Annotated in this window: 17 protein-coding genes; 11 read left to right on the top strand and 6 right to left on the bottom strand. The window is 39.3% G+C overall.

The window, feature by feature from the left end; all coding sequences use genetic code 11:
• Nucleotides 1-82 precede the first annotated feature (82 nt).
• Nucleotides 83-1,699 (bottom strand): transcription termination factor Rho, encoded by a 1,617-nt coding sequence (gene rho / locus D1013_RS16380; RefSeq protein WP_121849855.1) that lies wholly within the window; start codon nucleotides 1,697-1,699, stop codon nucleotides 83-85.
• 194 nt (nucleotides 1,700-1,893) lie between these two features.
• On the opposite strand from rho, the gene D1013_RS16375 reads away from it, so the two are divergent.
• The 3 genes from D1013_RS16375 (at nucleotide 1,894) to D1013_RS20605 (ending at nucleotide 3,460) form a co-directional block, all read left to right on the top strand.
• Complete coding sequence (locus tag D1013_RS16375) at nucleotides 1,894-2,304, top strand: DUF4293 domain-containing protein (protein WP_121849854.1); 411 nt, start codon at nucleotides 1,894-1,896, stop codon at nucleotides 2,302-2,304.
• A 188-nt stretch (nucleotides 2,305-2,492) separates the two neighbouring features.
• Nucleotides 2,493-3,311, top strand: a complete 819-nt coding sequence (locus tag D1013_RS16370) for an SDR family oxidoreductase (RefSeq protein WP_121850771.1) — start codon at nucleotides 2,493-2,495, stop codon at nucleotides 3,309-3,311.
• Nucleotides 3,312-3,328: 17 nt separating this feature from the next.
• On the top strand, nucleotides 3,329-3,460 hold the full coding sequence (locus D1013_RS20605) for a hypothetical protein (protein WP_262688335.1): 132 nt from the start codon (nucleotides 3,329-3,331) through the stop codon (nucleotides 3,458-3,460).
• 6 nt (nucleotides 3,461-3,466) lie between these two features.
• On the opposite strand, the gene D1013_RS16365 is transcribed toward D1013_RS20605, so the two are convergent.
• Nucleotides 3,467-3,961 carry a metallophosphoesterase family protein gene (locus D1013_RS16365; RefSeq protein WP_121849853.1) on the bottom strand — a complete coding sequence of 165 codons (495 nt, stop codon included), beginning with the start codon at nucleotides 3,959-3,961 and terminating at the stop codon, nucleotides 3,467-3,469.
• Nucleotides 3,962-4,105: 144 nt separating this feature from the next.
• Here D1013_RS16365 and truA point away from each other — a divergent pair, with 144 nt between their 5' ends.
• Nucleotides 4,106-4,849 carry a tRNA pseudouridine(38-40) synthase TruA gene (gene truA, locus D1013_RS16360; protein WP_121849852.1) on the top strand — a complete coding sequence of 248 codons (744 nt, stop codon included), beginning with the start codon at nucleotides 4,106-4,108 and terminating at the stop codon, nucleotides 4,847-4,849.
• Complete coding sequence (locus D1013_RS16355; RefSeq protein ID WP_121849851.1) at nucleotides 4,850-6,616, top strand: ABC transporter ATP-binding protein; 1,767 nt, start codon at nucleotides 4,850-4,852, stop codon at nucleotides 6,614-6,616.
• Here D1013_RS16355 and cdaA read toward each other — a convergent pair.
• Nucleotides 6,613-7,401: a diadenylate cyclase CdaA gene (gene cdaA, locus D1013_RS16350; protein ID WP_121849850.1), complete on the bottom strand. Its 789-nt coding sequence runs from the start codon at nucleotides 7,399-7,401 to the stop codon at nucleotides 6,613-6,615. The genes D1013_RS16355 and cdaA overlap by 4 nt on opposite strands.
• A gap of 20 nt (nucleotides 7,402-7,421) precedes the next feature.
• The gene (gene folP, locus D1013_RS16345) at nucleotides 7,422-8,258 is read right to left on the bottom strand and encodes a dihydropteroate synthase (protein ID WP_121849849.1); all 837 of its coding nucleotides are present in this window, start codon (nucleotides 8,256-8,258) and stop codon (nucleotides 7,422-7,424) included.
• A gap of 106 nt (nucleotides 8,259-8,364) precedes the next feature.
• Between folP and D1013_RS16340 the strand changes: the two genes are divergently transcribed.
• From D1013_RS16340 to D1013_RS16320, 5 genes are read left to right on the top strand one after another with little or no spacing between them, the layout of a single operon-like run.
• A complete protein-coding gene (locus D1013_RS16340; protein WP_121849848.1) occupies nucleotides 8,365-8,910 on the top strand; it encodes a DUF1599 domain-containing protein in 546 nt (181 codons plus the stop codon).
• Nucleotides 8,911-8,913: 3 nt separating this feature from the next.
• Nucleotides 8,914-10,011, top strand: coding sequence for a BT_3928 family protein (locus tag D1013_RS16335; RefSeq protein ID WP_121849847.1), 1,098 nt, complete (start codon nucleotides 8,914-8,916; stop codon nucleotides 10,009-10,011).
• Between the two features lie 48 nt (nucleotides 10,012-10,059).
• The gene (tpiA, locus tag D1013_RS16330) at nucleotides 10,060-10,809 is read left to right on the top strand and encodes a triose-phosphate isomerase (RefSeq protein WP_121849846.1); all 750 of its coding nucleotides are present in this window, start codon (nucleotides 10,060-10,062) and stop codon (nucleotides 10,807-10,809) included.
• Between the two features lie 58 nt (nucleotides 10,810-10,867).
• Entirely contained in the window at nucleotides 10,868-11,704 is an 837-nt protein-coding gene (gene prmA, locus D1013_RS16325; protein WP_121849845.1) for a 50S ribosomal protein L11 methyltransferase, read from the top strand.
• A 30-nt stretch (nucleotides 11,705-11,734) separates the two neighbouring features.
• Nucleotides 11,735-12,010 carry an ATP-dependent Clp protease adaptor ClpS gene (locus tag D1013_RS16320; RefSeq protein WP_121850770.1) on the top strand — a complete coding sequence of 92 codons (276 nt, stop codon included), beginning with the start codon at nucleotides 11,735-11,737 and terminating at the stop codon, nucleotides 12,008-12,010.
• A gap of 27 nt (nucleotides 12,011-12,037) precedes the next feature.
• Here the strand turns inward: D1013_RS16320 and D1013_RS16315 are convergent, their stop codons facing one another.
• Complete coding sequence (locus D1013_RS16315) at nucleotides 12,038-12,451, bottom strand: DUF6691 family protein (protein WP_121849844.1); 414 nt, start codon at nucleotides 12,449-12,451, stop codon at nucleotides 12,038-12,040.
• Nucleotide 12,452: 1 nt separating this feature from the next.
• A complete protein-coding gene (locus tag D1013_RS16310; protein WP_121849843.1) occupies nucleotides 12,453-13,010 on the bottom strand; it encodes a YeeE/YedE family protein in 558 nt (185 codons plus the stop codon).
• A gap of 259 nt (nucleotides 13,011-13,269) precedes the next feature.
• Between D1013_RS16310 and D1013_RS16305 the strand changes: the two genes are divergently transcribed.
• Nucleotides 13,270-14,277, top strand: coding sequence for a carbohydrate-binding family 9-like protein (locus tag D1013_RS16305; RefSeq protein WP_225621419.1), 1,008 nt, complete (start codon nucleotides 13,270-13,272; stop codon nucleotides 14,275-14,277).
• Nucleotides 14,278-14,898 lie beyond the last annotated feature (621 nt).

The following is a 14,898-nucleotide window of genomic DNA, read 5'->3' as shown; positions in this document are numbered from 1 at the left end:
TTTATTCTTCAAGTTTTTAGAAATAAAAAATCCCGGAAACGATTTTCGTTTCCGGGATTTACAATATGGTTTTAAACCAATTTTACTGGTTCATCGTGAGTAAGAACTCTTCGTTGTTTTTGGTCTGCTTTATTCTTTGTTCAATGAATTCCATAGCTTCTACAGGGTTCATGTCAGCTAGGTATTTTCTAAGAATCCACATTCTCTGAATGGTATTTTCATCCAATAAAAGGTCGTCACGTCTGGTACTTGAAGAAGTAAGGTCGATGGCTGGGAATATTCTTCTGTTTGAAATCTTACGATCCAATTGAAGCTCCATATTACCAGTACCTTTAAATTCTTCAAAGATAACTTCGTCCATTTTAGACCCAGTTTCCGTTAGAGCAGTGGCAATTATCGAAAGCGATCCACCACCTTCAATATTTCTGGCCGCCCCAAAGAAACGTTTGGGCTTGTGCAGGGCATTGGCATCTACACCACCACTTAAAACCTTTCCAGAAGCGGGTTGGACTGTGTTGTAAGCTCTGGCCAGACGGGTTATCGAATCCAATAAAATAACAACATCGTGGCCGCACTCAACAAGCCTTTTAGCTTTTTCTAAAACAATGTTGGCCACCCTTACGTGTTCAGATGCTTCTTTGTCGAACGTAGAGGCAACAACTTCACCACGAACATTACGTTGCATATCGGTAACCTCTTCAGGTCTTTCATCTATCAATAAAATAATTTGATAAACTTCTGGATGATTAGCCGCAATAGCATTAGCAACTGCCTTCAACAGCATTGTTTTACCGGTTTTCGGCTGCGATACGATCATACCTCTCTGCCCTTTACCGATAGGTGAGAATAAATCTATTATTCGAGTAGAAATATTACTTTGTTTATCGGCAAGATTGAATTTTTCTTGAGGAAACAAAGGAGTCAAGTGTTCGAACGATACTCGGTCTCTAACCACTTGAGGGTCTATTCCGTTGATTTTATTGACCTTGATAAGTGGAAAGTATTTTTCACCTTCCTTCGGAGGCCTTACATTTCCTAAAACGGTATCACCGGTTTTAAGTCCGAATAATCGAATCTGTGATTGAGAAACATAAATATCGTCAGGTGACGACAAGTAGTTGTAATCGGATGAACGTAAGAACCCGTAACCATCTTGCATGATATCAAGAACGCCTTCACTTTCGATAATGCTATCGAACTCATATTCAGGTTCTTTGTAGCGGTTCTTTAAATCCTTATCAAAATTGCTTTTGTCGTGATTGTTCTTTTGGTGCCTGTGCCCCTTATTATTTTGATTGTTATTATTGTTCTGGTTTTTATGACCCTGATTGCTCTTTTGGTCTTTTTTGCCAGTATTTGAAGTATTGTTCTGTGCACGTGGCCTTGGTTTTTTAACCTCGGGTTCTTTTTCTTTGGTCTCCGAGTCGTTTTTTGCTGGTGCAGGTGCTGAAGAATCTTTGGCCTCAGTTTTTTTGTTTACTTGGCTAACCCTTTTTCTTGGAGTACGGGTTTTAGGTTTTTCTTCGGCTTGAGTGGCGGTTACCTCTTGAACTACTTTAGGGTTTGATGCTTGAAAGTCAAGTATTTGGTATACCAAATCCAACTTCTTTAATGTCTTAAATTTGGGTACATTGAGCCCTTTGGCAATTTCCTGAAGTTCAGGCAGCTTTTTCGCTTTTAATTCTGAAATCTCAAACATTAAGTAAGGTATAAATTATAAGTCTCCGTAAATTGATAAGAAGTGTATTGTTATCTGGGTATTACTAGGAACAGATGTTCCTTTGGGTAAGTGCTATAACTAATAACGCGACAATATTACAAATTATTTTCAATACATCATCGCTTTTTTCTAAAAAGACCCTTATTTTTGCGCCTGATTATGCTTTTTAGGCAATGATTCAAAGAATACAGACCGTTTATTTATTTATAGTTGTGCTAATCGTCGCCATAGTGCCTTTTTGGGTAAACTTATGGTCAGATGCCAATGGTAACGAGATTTATGCCCAGAATGAAATATTGATTTCCGGGGCTTTTTATATATCTGCAATATTGGCGCTTGTTGCCATTTTGCTTTTCAAGAATAGAAAAAATCAATTTGTGCTCAACAGGTTGAACCTGTTGATTAATCTTTTTTTACTAGGATTTTTCGTTTACCGATCACTAAACTTATCTGGAGAAACCGAGGTTTCTGAGAAGGGTATTGGGATGTTGATTCCTGTAATTTCTATCGTTTTTTTGGTCCTGGCCAACAGGGCTATCAAGAAGGATGAGGATCTTGTAAAATCTGTGGATCGTTTGCGTTAAACCTAACATCTTAGTAGTATTAGTGCGTTAAACCCGGGGTAGTTCCCGGGTTTTTTGCATTTCTATAGTTTGGATTTTTTTATTGCTTCAGCCATTTTTTGATTCGATTGCTTTCAATGTTGATTCTAAGAAATAGAGGGTTCGGTAGATGTGCCATTTGTATTACATTTATAGTAAATAGTAATGCTATGCAAAAACCGAATAAGAGGCTTGAAAACCAAACCTGTATAGTTACCGGGGCAAGTTCCGGTATTGGTGAGGCGGTTGCCAAGGCTTTGGGCACCGAAGGTGCAAATATTGTTGTCAATTACCATAGTGGTAAAGAAGAGGCTGAAGAAGTCGCCGATTGGATCGAAAAGAACAGTACTTGTGGCAAGGCCATCACTTTTAAATGCGACGTGAGCAAAGAAAATGAGGTTCAAGATATGTTCGCCAAGACTATTTCTCATTTCGGCACAGTCGATGTTTGCGTGGCCAATGCAGGTATTCAAATAGACCATGCACTTCACGAAATGCCCTTAGAGGCTTGGCAAAAAGTGATCGATGTCAATCTTACAGGTCAATTTTTGTGCGCACGTGAATCAATTCGCGAATTCTTGAAAAGGGGCATGCGAAAAGAGGTCTCAAAATCATTGGGTAAAATCATACATATGAGTTCTGTACATGAAATTATACCTTGGGCAGGGCATTCCAATTATGCGGCGAGTAAGGGCGCTCTCATCATGCTGATGCAAAGTATTTGTCAAGAGTACGGACCGAAAAAAATTCGCTGCAACAACATCGCTCCCGGGGCAATAAAGACGGAAATCAATAAAGATGTTTGGAGCACCAAAGAGGGTAGGGAAGGTATGTTAGGCCTTATACCCTATAAAAGAATCGGAGTGCCTGAAGACATCGGTAGCGTTGCCTCCTGGCTGGCTTCCGATGAATCGGAATATATCAACGGAACGACCATTTTTGTTGATGGGGGAATGACTTGCTACCCAGGATTTACAGTTAACGGATAAACAAAAACCAAATAATTATGAAGAATATATTACGAGCGATATTGGCCGGCTGGGGCGCAAAAAAACTGGGAGGTGGAAAATGCGGATGCATTGGATTCATTGTGGTTTTTATACTGCTTTACTGGCTTTTGGGCTACGTTATCAATTAAAGGTTATTACCTTTTGCCAAGTTCGATTACTTCTAAATCTTTAATGTCTTCATTGTCGATTTTGAATCTTAACACCGTTCGTACCTGATGAAAACCATGTTTGCCGCAAGCACCGGGGTTCATATGAAGAACGTTGAGCTTTTGGTCCGTCATTACCTTAAGAATGTGAGAATGCCCACAAATAAATAGTTTTGGAGGGTTTTCTTTAATAATGTCTCTTGTTCTCACGTTGTATTTTGGAGGATATCCACCAATATGCGTCATAAATACATCGACCTTTTCACAATGGAAACGCTGGTTTAAGGGAAACTCTTTTTGAATGACATGGTCATCGATATTTCCATATACCGCTCTTAAAGGTTTTAACTTTTTGATGCTATCTGTGACCTCAAGAGTGCCTATGTCGCCGGCATGCCATACTTCATCCGCTTGACGGACATATTTTATTATGGTTTCATCGATATGTGAGTGGGTGTCCGAAAGAAGCAGAATTTTCTTCATGATAAAAAATGGTAATGACCTTTAATGGCAAACCTTCAGTCAGGGTTGATTGAATTTATAAGATGAGTGACACGCCTCTTCAAAATTTGTGCGCTTTTTGAAAAGAAAAGTATCTTTGGTGCTGCACAAAACTAAGGTTTAAGGTTGAGATATTTTGTTGAGTTTTCATACTTCGGAAAGAATTACCACGGTTGGCAAAAGCAACCGAACGCTATAAGCGTACAACAAGTTTTAGAAGACACCTTTTCTACCTTTTTTAGAAAATCGATTGATCTTGTAGGGGCGGGTCGAACCGATGCAGGTGTGCATGCCAAGCAAATGTTTGCCCATTTTGATGGGGAACCTATCGAGGATATACCCAATGCACTTCATAGATTGAATTCATTTTTACCTGACGATATAGCGGTACATCATATTCTTCAGGTGAATGATGAAGCCCACGCCAGATTCGATGCGGTTTCTAGAACCTATGAATATTGGGTGGTAGAAAACAAAAACCCTTTTTATATTGATGCGGCCTACTATTTAAAAAATCAACCGGATGTCGAAGCTATGAACGAAGCGGCAGCTATGTTGTTGGATTATCAAGATTTTGAATGTTTCTCAAAATCGAATACCGATGTTAAGACTTACATCTGCCATCTTGAGAAGGCGGTGTGGGAACGCAAAGATGATCAACTTGTTTTTACCATTACAGCCGATCGTTTTTTAAGAAATATGGTGAGAGCTGTGGTGGGCACACTTCTGGAGGTTGGTAAAGGTAAATGGACGAAAGCCGATGTTAAATCGGTCATAAATAGTAAAGACAGAAGTAAGGCCGGACCGTCTGTACCGGCAAAAGGGTTATATTTGACCTCTGTTTTATATCCCGATAAGATTTACAAGTAAATGGATAAAGATTCTGGAAAAGCATTTGATCTTCGACTTTTCAGACGCTTAATGGCCCATACGCGCCCTTATAGGTTGACATTTTATGGCGTAGCGCTGGCTGCTATTCTCTTATCCGTTTTTTCGGTAATCATTCCCTATTTGGTACAAAAGATTATTGATAATGCCATTATGGTACCTAACGCAGAGATGCTTCTCAATCTCAGCGTCATTATGTTAGGGGTTCTGCTGGCTCAGGTTATCAGTCAGCTTCTCTTCAACTATTATGCAAACTGGCTGGGTGAGATGGTCATTAAAGATGTGCGCATCGACCTATTTAAACATATGCTAGGTTTTCGAATGAAATATTTCGATAGCTCATCTTTAGGTGTTTTGGTTACAAGGGCCGTTCAAGATATGCAGCGCATCGGTGAAATTTTTAGTCAGGGTTTTTTTATGATAGTTGCCGATTTGTTGAAAATGTTGGCTGCAGCTGCCATGATGTTATATTTGAACTGGAAATTGGCCTTGATCGTTTTTGTAATCATGCCGGTTATTCTTTATGCCACTCGTTTGTTTCAGAAGGCGATGAAGGTCGCTTTTATCGATGTAAGGGCAGAGGTTTCAAACTTAAATTCATTCGTGCAAGAGCGTATTACAGGAATGAAAATCGTGCAATTATTTACCCGAGAACGCATAGAGAGCGAAAACTTTAGAGGTATCAACGAGAAGCATCAAAATGCATGGTTGAAAACGGTTTGGTATAACTCTATATTCTTTCCGATTGCTGAAATCGTATCATCGGTAGCCATAGGTTTGGTGGTCTGGTACGGTGGGCTTCAAAATGTGGCCAATATTAGTGTAGATATCGCAGGTACCCTTTTTGCTTTTATACTGTATATAGAAATTCTTTTTAGGCCATTAAGGCAAATCGCCGATAAATTCAACACCTTACAGATGGGTATGGTAGCGGCGAATAGGGTATTCAAGATTTTAGATACCCAAAGTAACATTCAAGATGTTGGTACTATTGAAAAGGGAGATGTTCGGGGCAACCTCAAATTTTCAGATGTGCGTTTCGGTTATGTTGAAAATGAAGAGGTTTTACACGGTGTTACCTTTGAGGTGCAGGCTGGTGAAACGATTGCTATTGTTGGGGCAACCGGAGCAGGAAAATCAACAATAATTAATCTCCTCAATCGATTTTATGAAATCAATTCAGGTAGTATTTTGGTAGATGATATCGATATCAAAGATTTTAAGCTAAGTTCACTTAGGGCTCAGATAGCGGTCGTTTTGCAAGATGTATTTTTATTTGCCGACACGATAGAGAACAATATTTCATTAAAAAACTCTTCAATAACTCTTGATACTATCAAGGCGGCGGCCGATGAAATTGGGGTCGATGAATTTATTTCAAGTCTTCCGGGCGGGTATCAATACAATGTAAAGGAGAGAGGTACGATGCTTTCAAGTGGCCAGCGACAATTGATTGCCTTTTTGAGGGCCTATGTAAGCAACCCAAGTATTCTGGTATTAGATGAGGCTACCTCATCCGTAGATACCTATTCAGAACAGCTTATTCAGCGTGCAACAGAAAGAATAACTGAAGGGCGAACCTCTATAATAATAGCCCACCGTTTGGCGACTATTAAAAAGGCCGATAAGATTATTGTGATGGATGCAGGTCAAATCGTTGAGACCGGTACCCACAAGCAATTGTTGAAAAGAAAGGGCTATTACAGTAAACTTTACGAAGCGCAATTCATGGAAGAAGAAGTGGCCTAATCGCGCAAATCTTCCTTAATCATCGTGGCCAGCTCATCAAGGTCTGCATAGTCGGTAAACTCACCATTTTTGATATAAGATATATTACCGGTCTCTTCACTGACGACCAAGGCCAAAGCATCCGTTTTTTCAGTAATGCCTACGGCTGCGCGGTGGCGAAGACCAAAACGTAGGGGAATGTTTCTTTTGTTCGATACCGGTAAGATAACTCTGGTGGCAACAATGTAATTATCTTCAATCACAGCGGCGCCATCGTGTAACGGACTATTCTTGTAGAAAATACTCTCGATAATGGGTTTGTTGATTTCGGCGTGCATTTTATCTCCAGAGCCTTTGATGAAATCTAAAGACGTATTTCTTTCAAGTATAATAAGCGCTCCGGTCTTCGTGGTCTTCATTTTTCTACAAGCGGCAACAATGGCATCAACATCGGTAGTCGAATTGATGGCATCTTCCCTCAAGAATTTAAAATGCTTTAGAAACTTTTTTCTATTTGAGAAATTGGTCGACCCTATCATCAAAAGAAACTTTCGAATTTCCTGCTGAAAAACTATAATGAGGGCAATCAGTCCCACTTGCATAAAGGCGCCGACCAAACTGCTGATCATTTCCATGCCCAATAGTTCGGTTAGCTTCCAAAATCCCCATACAATAACAATACCGATGAAAATATTGATGGCCGCCGATCCCCTTACCAGTTTATAAACATAGTAAAGCAATACCGCTACCAAAAAAATGTCTAGTAGGTCGGTGATATTGAATTCCAGGAAATTAAGAAAATCCAAGTCGGATGGTTTTTGTAAAATTAGGAAATAAATTCGCTCTTTAACTGTTCTGCAAGTTTAACACATCCAACTGCTTCTTTAACGTCGTGAACCCTTAAAATATTAGCGCCTTTAAGAAGCGCGGCCATGTTGAGCGCTGTAGTGCCATTAAGAGCTTCTTCTGGTTGTTTGTCAAGCAATTTGTAAATCATCGACTTTCGGCTAACGCCGACCAATAGCGGGTGCTCGATATTCCTGAACAGCTCGAGGTTTGAAAGTAGTTCATAGTTCTGCTCTAAGGTTTTGGCAAAACCGAACCCTGGGTCTATGACGATATCAACAATGCCGAGGTCTTTTGCTAGTCTTAGGCGCTCAGAAAAGTACTTGCGTATGTCGTTAATGAGATTTTGATATTCGGTTTTTGATTGCATGTTTTTCGGGTCTCCTTTCATGTGCATCATGATGTAAGGTACTTTTAGTTTTGCCACGGTGGAGAGCATCTGTTCATCAAGTAGACCTGCCGAGATATCGTTGATCAACGAGGCGCCGTTCTGAATGCACTCGGCAGCCACCTTGCTTCTGAAAGTATCAATAGAAATTTGAATTAAGGGAAACTCTTTTATCAATAGTTCGATAATCGGTACAATGCGGCCAAGTTCTTCTACTTCGCTTACATGGGCGGCCCCGGGGCGTGAACTATATGCGCCAATATCGATAAAGGTGGCTCCTTCAGCAAGCATTGCCTCGGTTCGTTTCAATACTGATTTAGAATCTGAAAACCGGCTTCCGCCATAGAAAGAATCGGGTGTAATATTCAGAATGCCCATTACTTTGGGCGATTTGAGGTCAATGAGTTGGCCTTTGCAATTGATGGTCATTTTACGTAAAGTTCAAGCGGTAACATTTGAATAACCAAGTTTAAAACACGAACTTTGAGCAATTCAAAATTTTGTGTGAAATTTACGCAAATTAGAAACGATATCCATGCCTGAAACTTCCCAGCAGTACGATGAGGTGATAAAAACTTGTCGTAATCTATTTGAAAAGAAAATGAAGGATTACGGTAGTGCGTGGAGGATTTTAAGGCTACCTTCCTTAACGGACCAGATATTTATCAAGGCTCAGCGCATAAGAGGGTTGCAAGAAAATGAGGTGCGAAAGGTAAACGAAGGAGAACGCTCAGAGTTTATCGGCATCATCAACTATTCATTGATGGCCCTTGTACAACTTGAAAAGGGGGTAGCTGCCCAGCCTGATATGCAATTGAAGGAGTCTTTAGAGTTGTATGATAAGCATTCGGCCGCTACCAAGGCCCTCATGGAAAATAAGAACCATGACTACGGTGAGGCTTGGCGTGACATGCGCATTAGTTCTTTGACCGATCTTATTCTGCAAAAATTACTTCGGGTAAAGCAAATAGAGGATAACAAAGGAAAGACCATCGTGAGCGAGGGTATCGATGCCAATTATCAAGACATGGTCAATTATGCTGTTTTCGCTATGATTCATTTAAACGAAAAAGGGGAGTAGTTCATGAGATATCTGGTAGCCATAAGTCGAATTTTTGTTGGGATACTCTTTATCATAAGTGGGTTTATCAAGCTGAACGACCCGGTAGGTTTTTCATTTAAGCTCGAAGAATACTTTAGTCAAGGTGTTCTTGACCTTCCTGTTTTTGAACCTTACGCTTTGGCGATTTCAATTTTCGTGGTAATTTTTGAAGTGTTGTTAGGCGTTATGCTATTGGTCGGTTTTAGGGTGAAATTTACCGTATGGAGTCTTTTGTTGATGATAGTGGGTTTCACATTTTTGACCTTCTACTCGGCATACTACAATAAAGTCACCGACTGCGGTTGTTTTGGAGACGCCATCAAATTGACCCCGTGGGAATCTTTCACAAAAGATATTATTCTACTTGTATTGATAGTGCTTTTGTTCATAGGACAAAAATATATTACGCCTCTCTTTGATATCAAGATAAGAAGAATTGTAATTGTTTTTTCGGTTCTGGTTTGTATCGTTTATTGTAACTATGTTCTCAACCATTTACCTGTCATCGACTTTAGACCGTATAAAATAGGTGCTAACATAGAGGAGGGTATGACAGTTCCAGAAGATGCGCCCAAACCAATATACGATTACGCTTGGCGATTCAAAGTGAATGGTGAAGATAAGATTATAGTTACTCAAGGTGATTATCCACAGGTAGATGGTGAGTTCGTCGATGTGGAGACAACCGAAGTGCAGAAGGGTTATGAGCCGCCGATACACGATTTTACCATAGAACAAGGGGGTGAGGACTTTTCTTCGGGTCTTTTGCAAGAACCGAAACTTGTGATGGTTATAGCTTATGACTTGAGAAAGACAAACGAAGCTATTTATCCTGAAGTAAAATCAATAACCGATAAGGCTTTAGATACAGGTTATAAGGTAATCGGCATGTCGGCATCCAATGAAGAGCAGACCCAGGCCCTTATCGATCAGTATAAACTAGCTTTTGAATTTTATTTCACTGATGAGACAACCTTAAAAACCATCGTCAGGTCAAACCCTGGTGTTTTGGTTTTGCACAAAGGAACCATCGTTCAAAAAGTGCATTACAACGATTTGAACGATTTGAAATTCGACTGACATATTATTTAAAAGATTAACTAATTACCTAAACAAAGAATAAAGAAAATGAGAAGTAAAATAGTTGCCGGAAACTGGAAAATGAACAAGAATGCCGAAGAAACCGAGGCGTTATTGAGCGAGTTGGCAGCCAAACTGCCAGATACGAACGCTGAGGTAATGGTAGCACCTACCTTTGTAAATTTGGCTGGTGCGGTACGTAGTTTAGAATCATCAGTTGTTAAGGTGATAGCTCAAAATATGCACTTTGCGGAAAACGGCGCGTATACCGGAGAAATTTCGGCCGATATGCTTTTAAATATTGGTGTTGATACTGTGATTTTAGGTCATTCTGAGAGAAGAGCCTATTTTAATGAAACCGATGAGATATTGGCTAAAAAAGTCGCTGCCGCACTTGATAAAAATATGAGGGTAATGTTCTGTTTTGGGGAAGAGCTTGAAGACCGTAAGTCTGAAAATCATTTCAACGTAGTGGAAAGCCAATTAAAAAACGCATTGTTTTCTTTAGACGCCTCTTCTTGGAGCAAGATTATTTTGGCCTATGAGCCGGTCTGGGCCATTGGTACCGGCGAAACCGCATCTCCTGAACAAGCACAAGAAATGCATGCTTTCATTCGAAAAACCATTACCGAGGCTTATGACACTTCAGTGGCAAACGATGTATCTATTTTATACGGTGGTAGCGTAAAACCGGCCAATGCAAAAGAGATATTTGGTAAGCCCGATGTTGACGGTGGACTTATTGGTGGAGCTTCTTTAAAAGCCGATGATTTTGTGGCCATAATTGAGGCTATCTAAAAATTTGTTGAAAGAATTAATTAAATAGGGGAGTGTTCTGCACTCCTCTTTGATTTTTATGGAGAATACCATTTACATAGAATATAGTTTTAGCGTTTCACCGTTACAACCAGCGACAGATATTCTAATTGCCGAATTGGGGGAAGCAGGTTTTGAAAGTTTTGTGGAAAATGAAACAGGTGTACTGGCCTATATTCAAAAGGAAGAGTTTGAAGAAGCAATAATGGACTCCATAGAAATTCTTAAGAATGCCGATTTTGATATTTCTTTTGAAAAGAAGGAAATAGAACAAGAAAACTGGAACGCCACTTGGGAAAAGAACTTTACCCCTATACAGGTAGCCGAACAATGTATGGTTCGAGCACCTTTTCATGAAAAACCCGATGTGCCTTTTGATATAATCATTGAGCCTAAGATGAGTTTTGGCACGGGGCATCATGAAACTACCCATATGATGCTCCAATTTATACTTGACCATAACTTTGAAGGTAAGACGGTTCTAGATATGGGCAGCGGCACTGGCGTTCTGGCCATTTTGGCAGCCATGAAAGGTGCCAGAAGCGTAGATGCCATAGATATTGACAATTGGTGTTACCACAATGCCCTCGAAAATGTAGAGCGTAACGGTGTCGATCAGGTGCAGGTTTTTGAAGGAGATGTTAGTTTGTTAGGGTCAAAAAAGTATGATGTAATTCTGGCCAATATCAATAGAAATATTCTTTTGGCTGACATACCTACGTATGCTTCCAATTTAATGGCTAATGGCACTCTTTTTGTGAGTGGGTTCTATGAAGACGATATTTTTGCGATATCTGAAAAATGTACTAGCTGTGGATTAAAATTTGAAAAAAATCTTTCAAGAAATAATTGGGTAGCAGTAAAATACGTATTTTAGAAAGAGTCTCATTAATTAAAATCGATGAGTATGGGTTTGAAAGAGAAATATTCTGAAGAATTACTTTTAGAGGAGGCAGTTGTAAAGCAGAACGAAATTATTCTTTTTAATGATGATGTGAATACTTTCGATCATGTAATCGAAACCTTGATCGATGTGTGCGAGCACACACCGGAACAGGCCGAGCAATGCTCTATTATTGTTCATTATAACGGAAAATGTACTGTCAAAACTGGTGAGTACAACGATTTAAAGCCCCGATGCAGTAAATTGCTACAGGCGGGCCTTAATGCCGAAATCGTCTAAAAAAAAATCGGCTAATAGATTGACCGTTTAATGCGGTAGTTTGTTGCGTAGCACACCGTATGCGAAGGTTCCTAAAATAGCAGCAGCTATAACGATGAGCATACTAAAAACCCCTGTGCCGACTAATATGTACATGGGTCCAGGGCAGGCACCTGCCAATGCCCAGCCAAGTCCAAAAATGGTGCCCCCAAATAAGTACCGGGTGACGCTCTTCTCTTTTGGTGGTAAATTAATTTCCTTTCCTTCAATACTTTTGACCTTGAGTTTTTTGATCAAAAAGACGAATACAATACCCAAGGTGACTGCAGAACCAATGATTCCGTACATGTGAAATGATTGAAATTTGAACATTTCAAAAATTCGGTACCACGACACGGCTTCCGATTTAACGAGAACAATTCCAAAAAAGATTCCGACCAATAAAAATTTGAAAAATTTCATTTTAAAAAATTAAGGGTAACAAAAAGTGGGTCATAATCAATCCTCCAATAAAAAATCCGATTACGGCAATGAGAGAGGGTAACTGTAAATTGCTAAGGCCCGTAATGGCGTGTCCAGAGGTACAGCCACCTGCATAACGGGTGCCGAAACCCACTAAAAACCCGGCAATTATTAGAATAGCGAGACCTTTAAGGCTTAGGGCATATTCCCAAGCATAGATTTCCGGTGGCAAAAGACTTTTTCCTGCATTTTCGAAACCCAATTCTTGTAAATCTGTAACGGTTTCGGGGTTCAGATCAATAGCCGCGCTGTTCGATAATACGCTTGTTGCTAGAAAGCCGCCTATAATGGCGCCCAATACCACAGTTAGGTTCCAGCGTTGCGCTTTCCAATCGAACCTAAAGAAGTCTGAATACTTTCCCGCGCCTCCAATACTGCAGAATGTCCTCAGGTTGCTTGACATCCCAAAGGTTTTTCCAAAAAAGATGAGTAACAGCATGACTAGTGCAATCAAAGGGCCTGTAACGAACCAAGGCCAAGGGTCTAAGATGAAGTCCATAGGTTTTAATTTGGTGCAAAGTTATGGTAACGCAAATACGGCTAGGTAATAATTGTTACAATGTAATCGAGATATTGGTAAAGCTTACTGAAACTACATAAACTTTTGCCGATTTCATAAAAATGGATTTTCAGTTTCAAATGAGTTCTCTTTAATACATACTTTTGCCGCTTACCAAACTATCAATCGAATGCTCCAGTATTACTTACTTTCATTGCCTAAATTGTCAAGGCTAATTCTAATATCTATATTCTTTTTGTTGATTAGACTAGAAGCCCAAGAAGGGCCGAAGGTTTATGTAGCCTATGAAAGGGCCGATGAAATTGTTGTTGATGGCCTTGCGAATGAAACCACGTGGGATAAAGCCTTGTGGAGCGATGATTTTATCGATATAGAAGGTATGATCAAACCAAAATACAAAACGCGCATGAAAATGGTTTATGATGAGGAGTATCTATATTTCTATGCAGAAATGGAAGAACCTCATATCTGGGCCACTCTCAAACAACGAGATACCGTTATTTTCTACAACAATGATTTTGAAATATTTATAGACCCCGATGGGGATACTCATAATTATTATGAGTTTGAGATGAACGCCTTGAATACCGTTTGGGATTTATTCTTGACAAAGCCCTATCGTAACCATGGTAAAATAATTGATAGTTGGGATATTCAAGGCATAAAAACGGCTGTATCGATTAACGGAACATTGAACAATGCTTCTGATATAGATGACAGCTGGAGTGTTGAGATAGCCATGCCTTGGGCGGTGATTACGGAAGTATCGCGTGGAGGAAAGGTTCCAAAAGGTGATTTTTGGCGAATTAATTTTTCTAGGGTCAATTGGGATTATGACCTAAATGATGAAAAGTATTCGAGAAAGAGAGATGAACAAGGTAAGTTTCTACCAGAGTATAATTGGGTTTGGTCACCTCAATGGGTGATAAATATGCATGAACCTGAGCATTGGGGTTATGTGTATTTTTCAAAACGAGGTTTAGGTTCAAAAGAAGTCTTTGACATGCCCTTGGATGAAAGAATCAAATGGCAATTGTATTCGATTTATCGCAAGATCTTAAAATCAAAAGAAAATCCGAAAACGACTTGGAAAAAAATGGAAGGTTTAAAGATAAAACTGGAAGGTGAGTCTATAGAGGTGAAATTTGATACGCACCCATCGGGATGGAACCTTTCTTTGGTAAGCCCATTTAGCAAAAAGTTGCTTTTGATCAAAGAAGACGGAAAGTTTATCAGCTCCGAATAGCTATTGAGAAAGAATTTATGCCCTCGGTAGGATGAGCAAACAATAGTTGAATTGATTCGTGTTTAGTGAGCAGCATTGTCGTAAAACACCTTAAAAAAAATAAAAAACCCTGCATTACAATGCAGGGTTTTTTAAAGTGACCTCGGCAGGATTCAAACCTGTTTCCTCAATCAACGAATATTGTGAGACGCAGCCTTATTGTCAAAATCTGTTGACCGATTTGTTGACGGTCTATTTAATATACAATAAATCAAATTGACTTTCAATATGGTAATGTAATGAATTTTAAGAAACAATCGAACAGTAAGGAGAATATTAAAATTCTAAAACCACTAAAAAAAACCAATTTAAAGTCGATTTAAATTTCTGACCTAATCAATGAGAAACTTTTTTATGCACAGGCCTTATTTTTTTAATTACGTCTGGCCTTTTAGAATTTCATAGTACACCGTTTCCTTAAAATCAAACCAATCCTTTCTATGATGAGAGCGGTCAATAAAATTTCTAAAGGGTTTAGGCTTGAAATATTTCGAATATAATTGGATTTTAATATAGTCGTCATTCAAGGAAAGGATATAGTCTTACATTACCCTAAAACTTTCATTTGAACATAAATTTTCA

The sequence above is a fragment of the Euzebyella marina genome, assembly GCF_003687485.1.
GTDB lineage: Bacteria > Bacteroidota > Bacteroidia > Flavobacteriales > Flavobacteriaceae > Euzebyella > Euzebyella marina.
This window is presented reverse-complemented; position numbering and strand designations above follow the sequence as displayed.

What these genes read in the sequence shown, in the direction of transcription:
- rho (WP_121849855.1), bottom strand. Translation starts at nt 1,699, where the DNA reads ATGTTTGAGATTTCAGAATTAAAAGCGAAAAAGCTGCCTGAACTTCAG.
- D1013_RS16375 (WP_121849854.1), top strand. Translation starts at nt 1,894, where the DNA reads ATGATTCAAAGAATACAGACCGTTTATTTATTTATAGTTGTGCTAATC.
- D1013_RS16370 (WP_121850771.1), top strand. Translation starts at nt 2,493, where the DNA reads ATGCAAAAACCGAATAAGAGGCTTGAAAACCAAACCTGTATAGTTACC.
- D1013_RS20605 (WP_262688335.1), top strand. Translation starts at nt 3,329, where the DNA reads ATGAAGAATATATTACGAGCGATATTGGCCGGCTGGGGCGCAAAAAAA.
- D1013_RS16365 (WP_121849853.1), bottom strand. Translation starts at nt 3,961, where the DNA reads ATGAAGAAAATTCTGCTTCTTTCGGACACCCACTCACATATCGATGAA.
- D1013_RS16355 (WP_121849851.1), top strand. Translation starts at nt 4,850, where the DNA reads ATGGATAAAGATTCTGGAAAAGCATTTGATCTTCGACTTTTCAGACGC.
- folP (WP_121849849.1), bottom strand. Translation starts at nt 8,258, where the DNA reads ATGACCATCAATTGCAAAGGCCAACTCATTGACCTCAAATCGCCCAAA.
- D1013_RS16340 (WP_121849848.1), top strand. Translation starts at nt 8,365, where the DNA reads ATGCCTGAAACTTCCCAGCAGTACGATGAGGTGATAAAAACTTGTCGT.
- D1013_RS16335 (WP_121849847.1), top strand. Translation starts at nt 8,914, where the DNA reads ATGAGATATCTGGTAGCCATAAGTCGAATTTTTGTTGGGATACTCTTT.
- tpiA (WP_121849846.1), top strand. Translation starts at nt 10,060, where the DNA reads ATGAGAAGTAAAATAGTTGCCGGAAACTGGAAAATGAACAAGAATGCC.
- prmA (WP_121849845.1), top strand. Translation starts at nt 10,868, where the DNA reads ATGGAGAATACCATTTACATAGAATATAGTTTTAGCGTTTCACCGTTA.
- D1013_RS16320 (WP_121850770.1), top strand. Translation starts at nt 11,735, where the DNA reads ATGGGTTTGAAAGAGAAATATTCTGAAGAATTACTTTTAGAGGAGGCA.
- D1013_RS16315 (WP_121849844.1), bottom strand. Translation starts at nt 12,451, where the DNA reads ATGAAATTTTTCAAATTTTTATTGGTCGGAATCTTTTTTGGAATTGTT.
- D1013_RS16310 (WP_121849843.1), bottom strand. Translation starts at nt 13,010, where the DNA reads ATGGACTTCATCTTAGACCCTTGGCCTTGGTTCGTTACAGGCCCTTTG.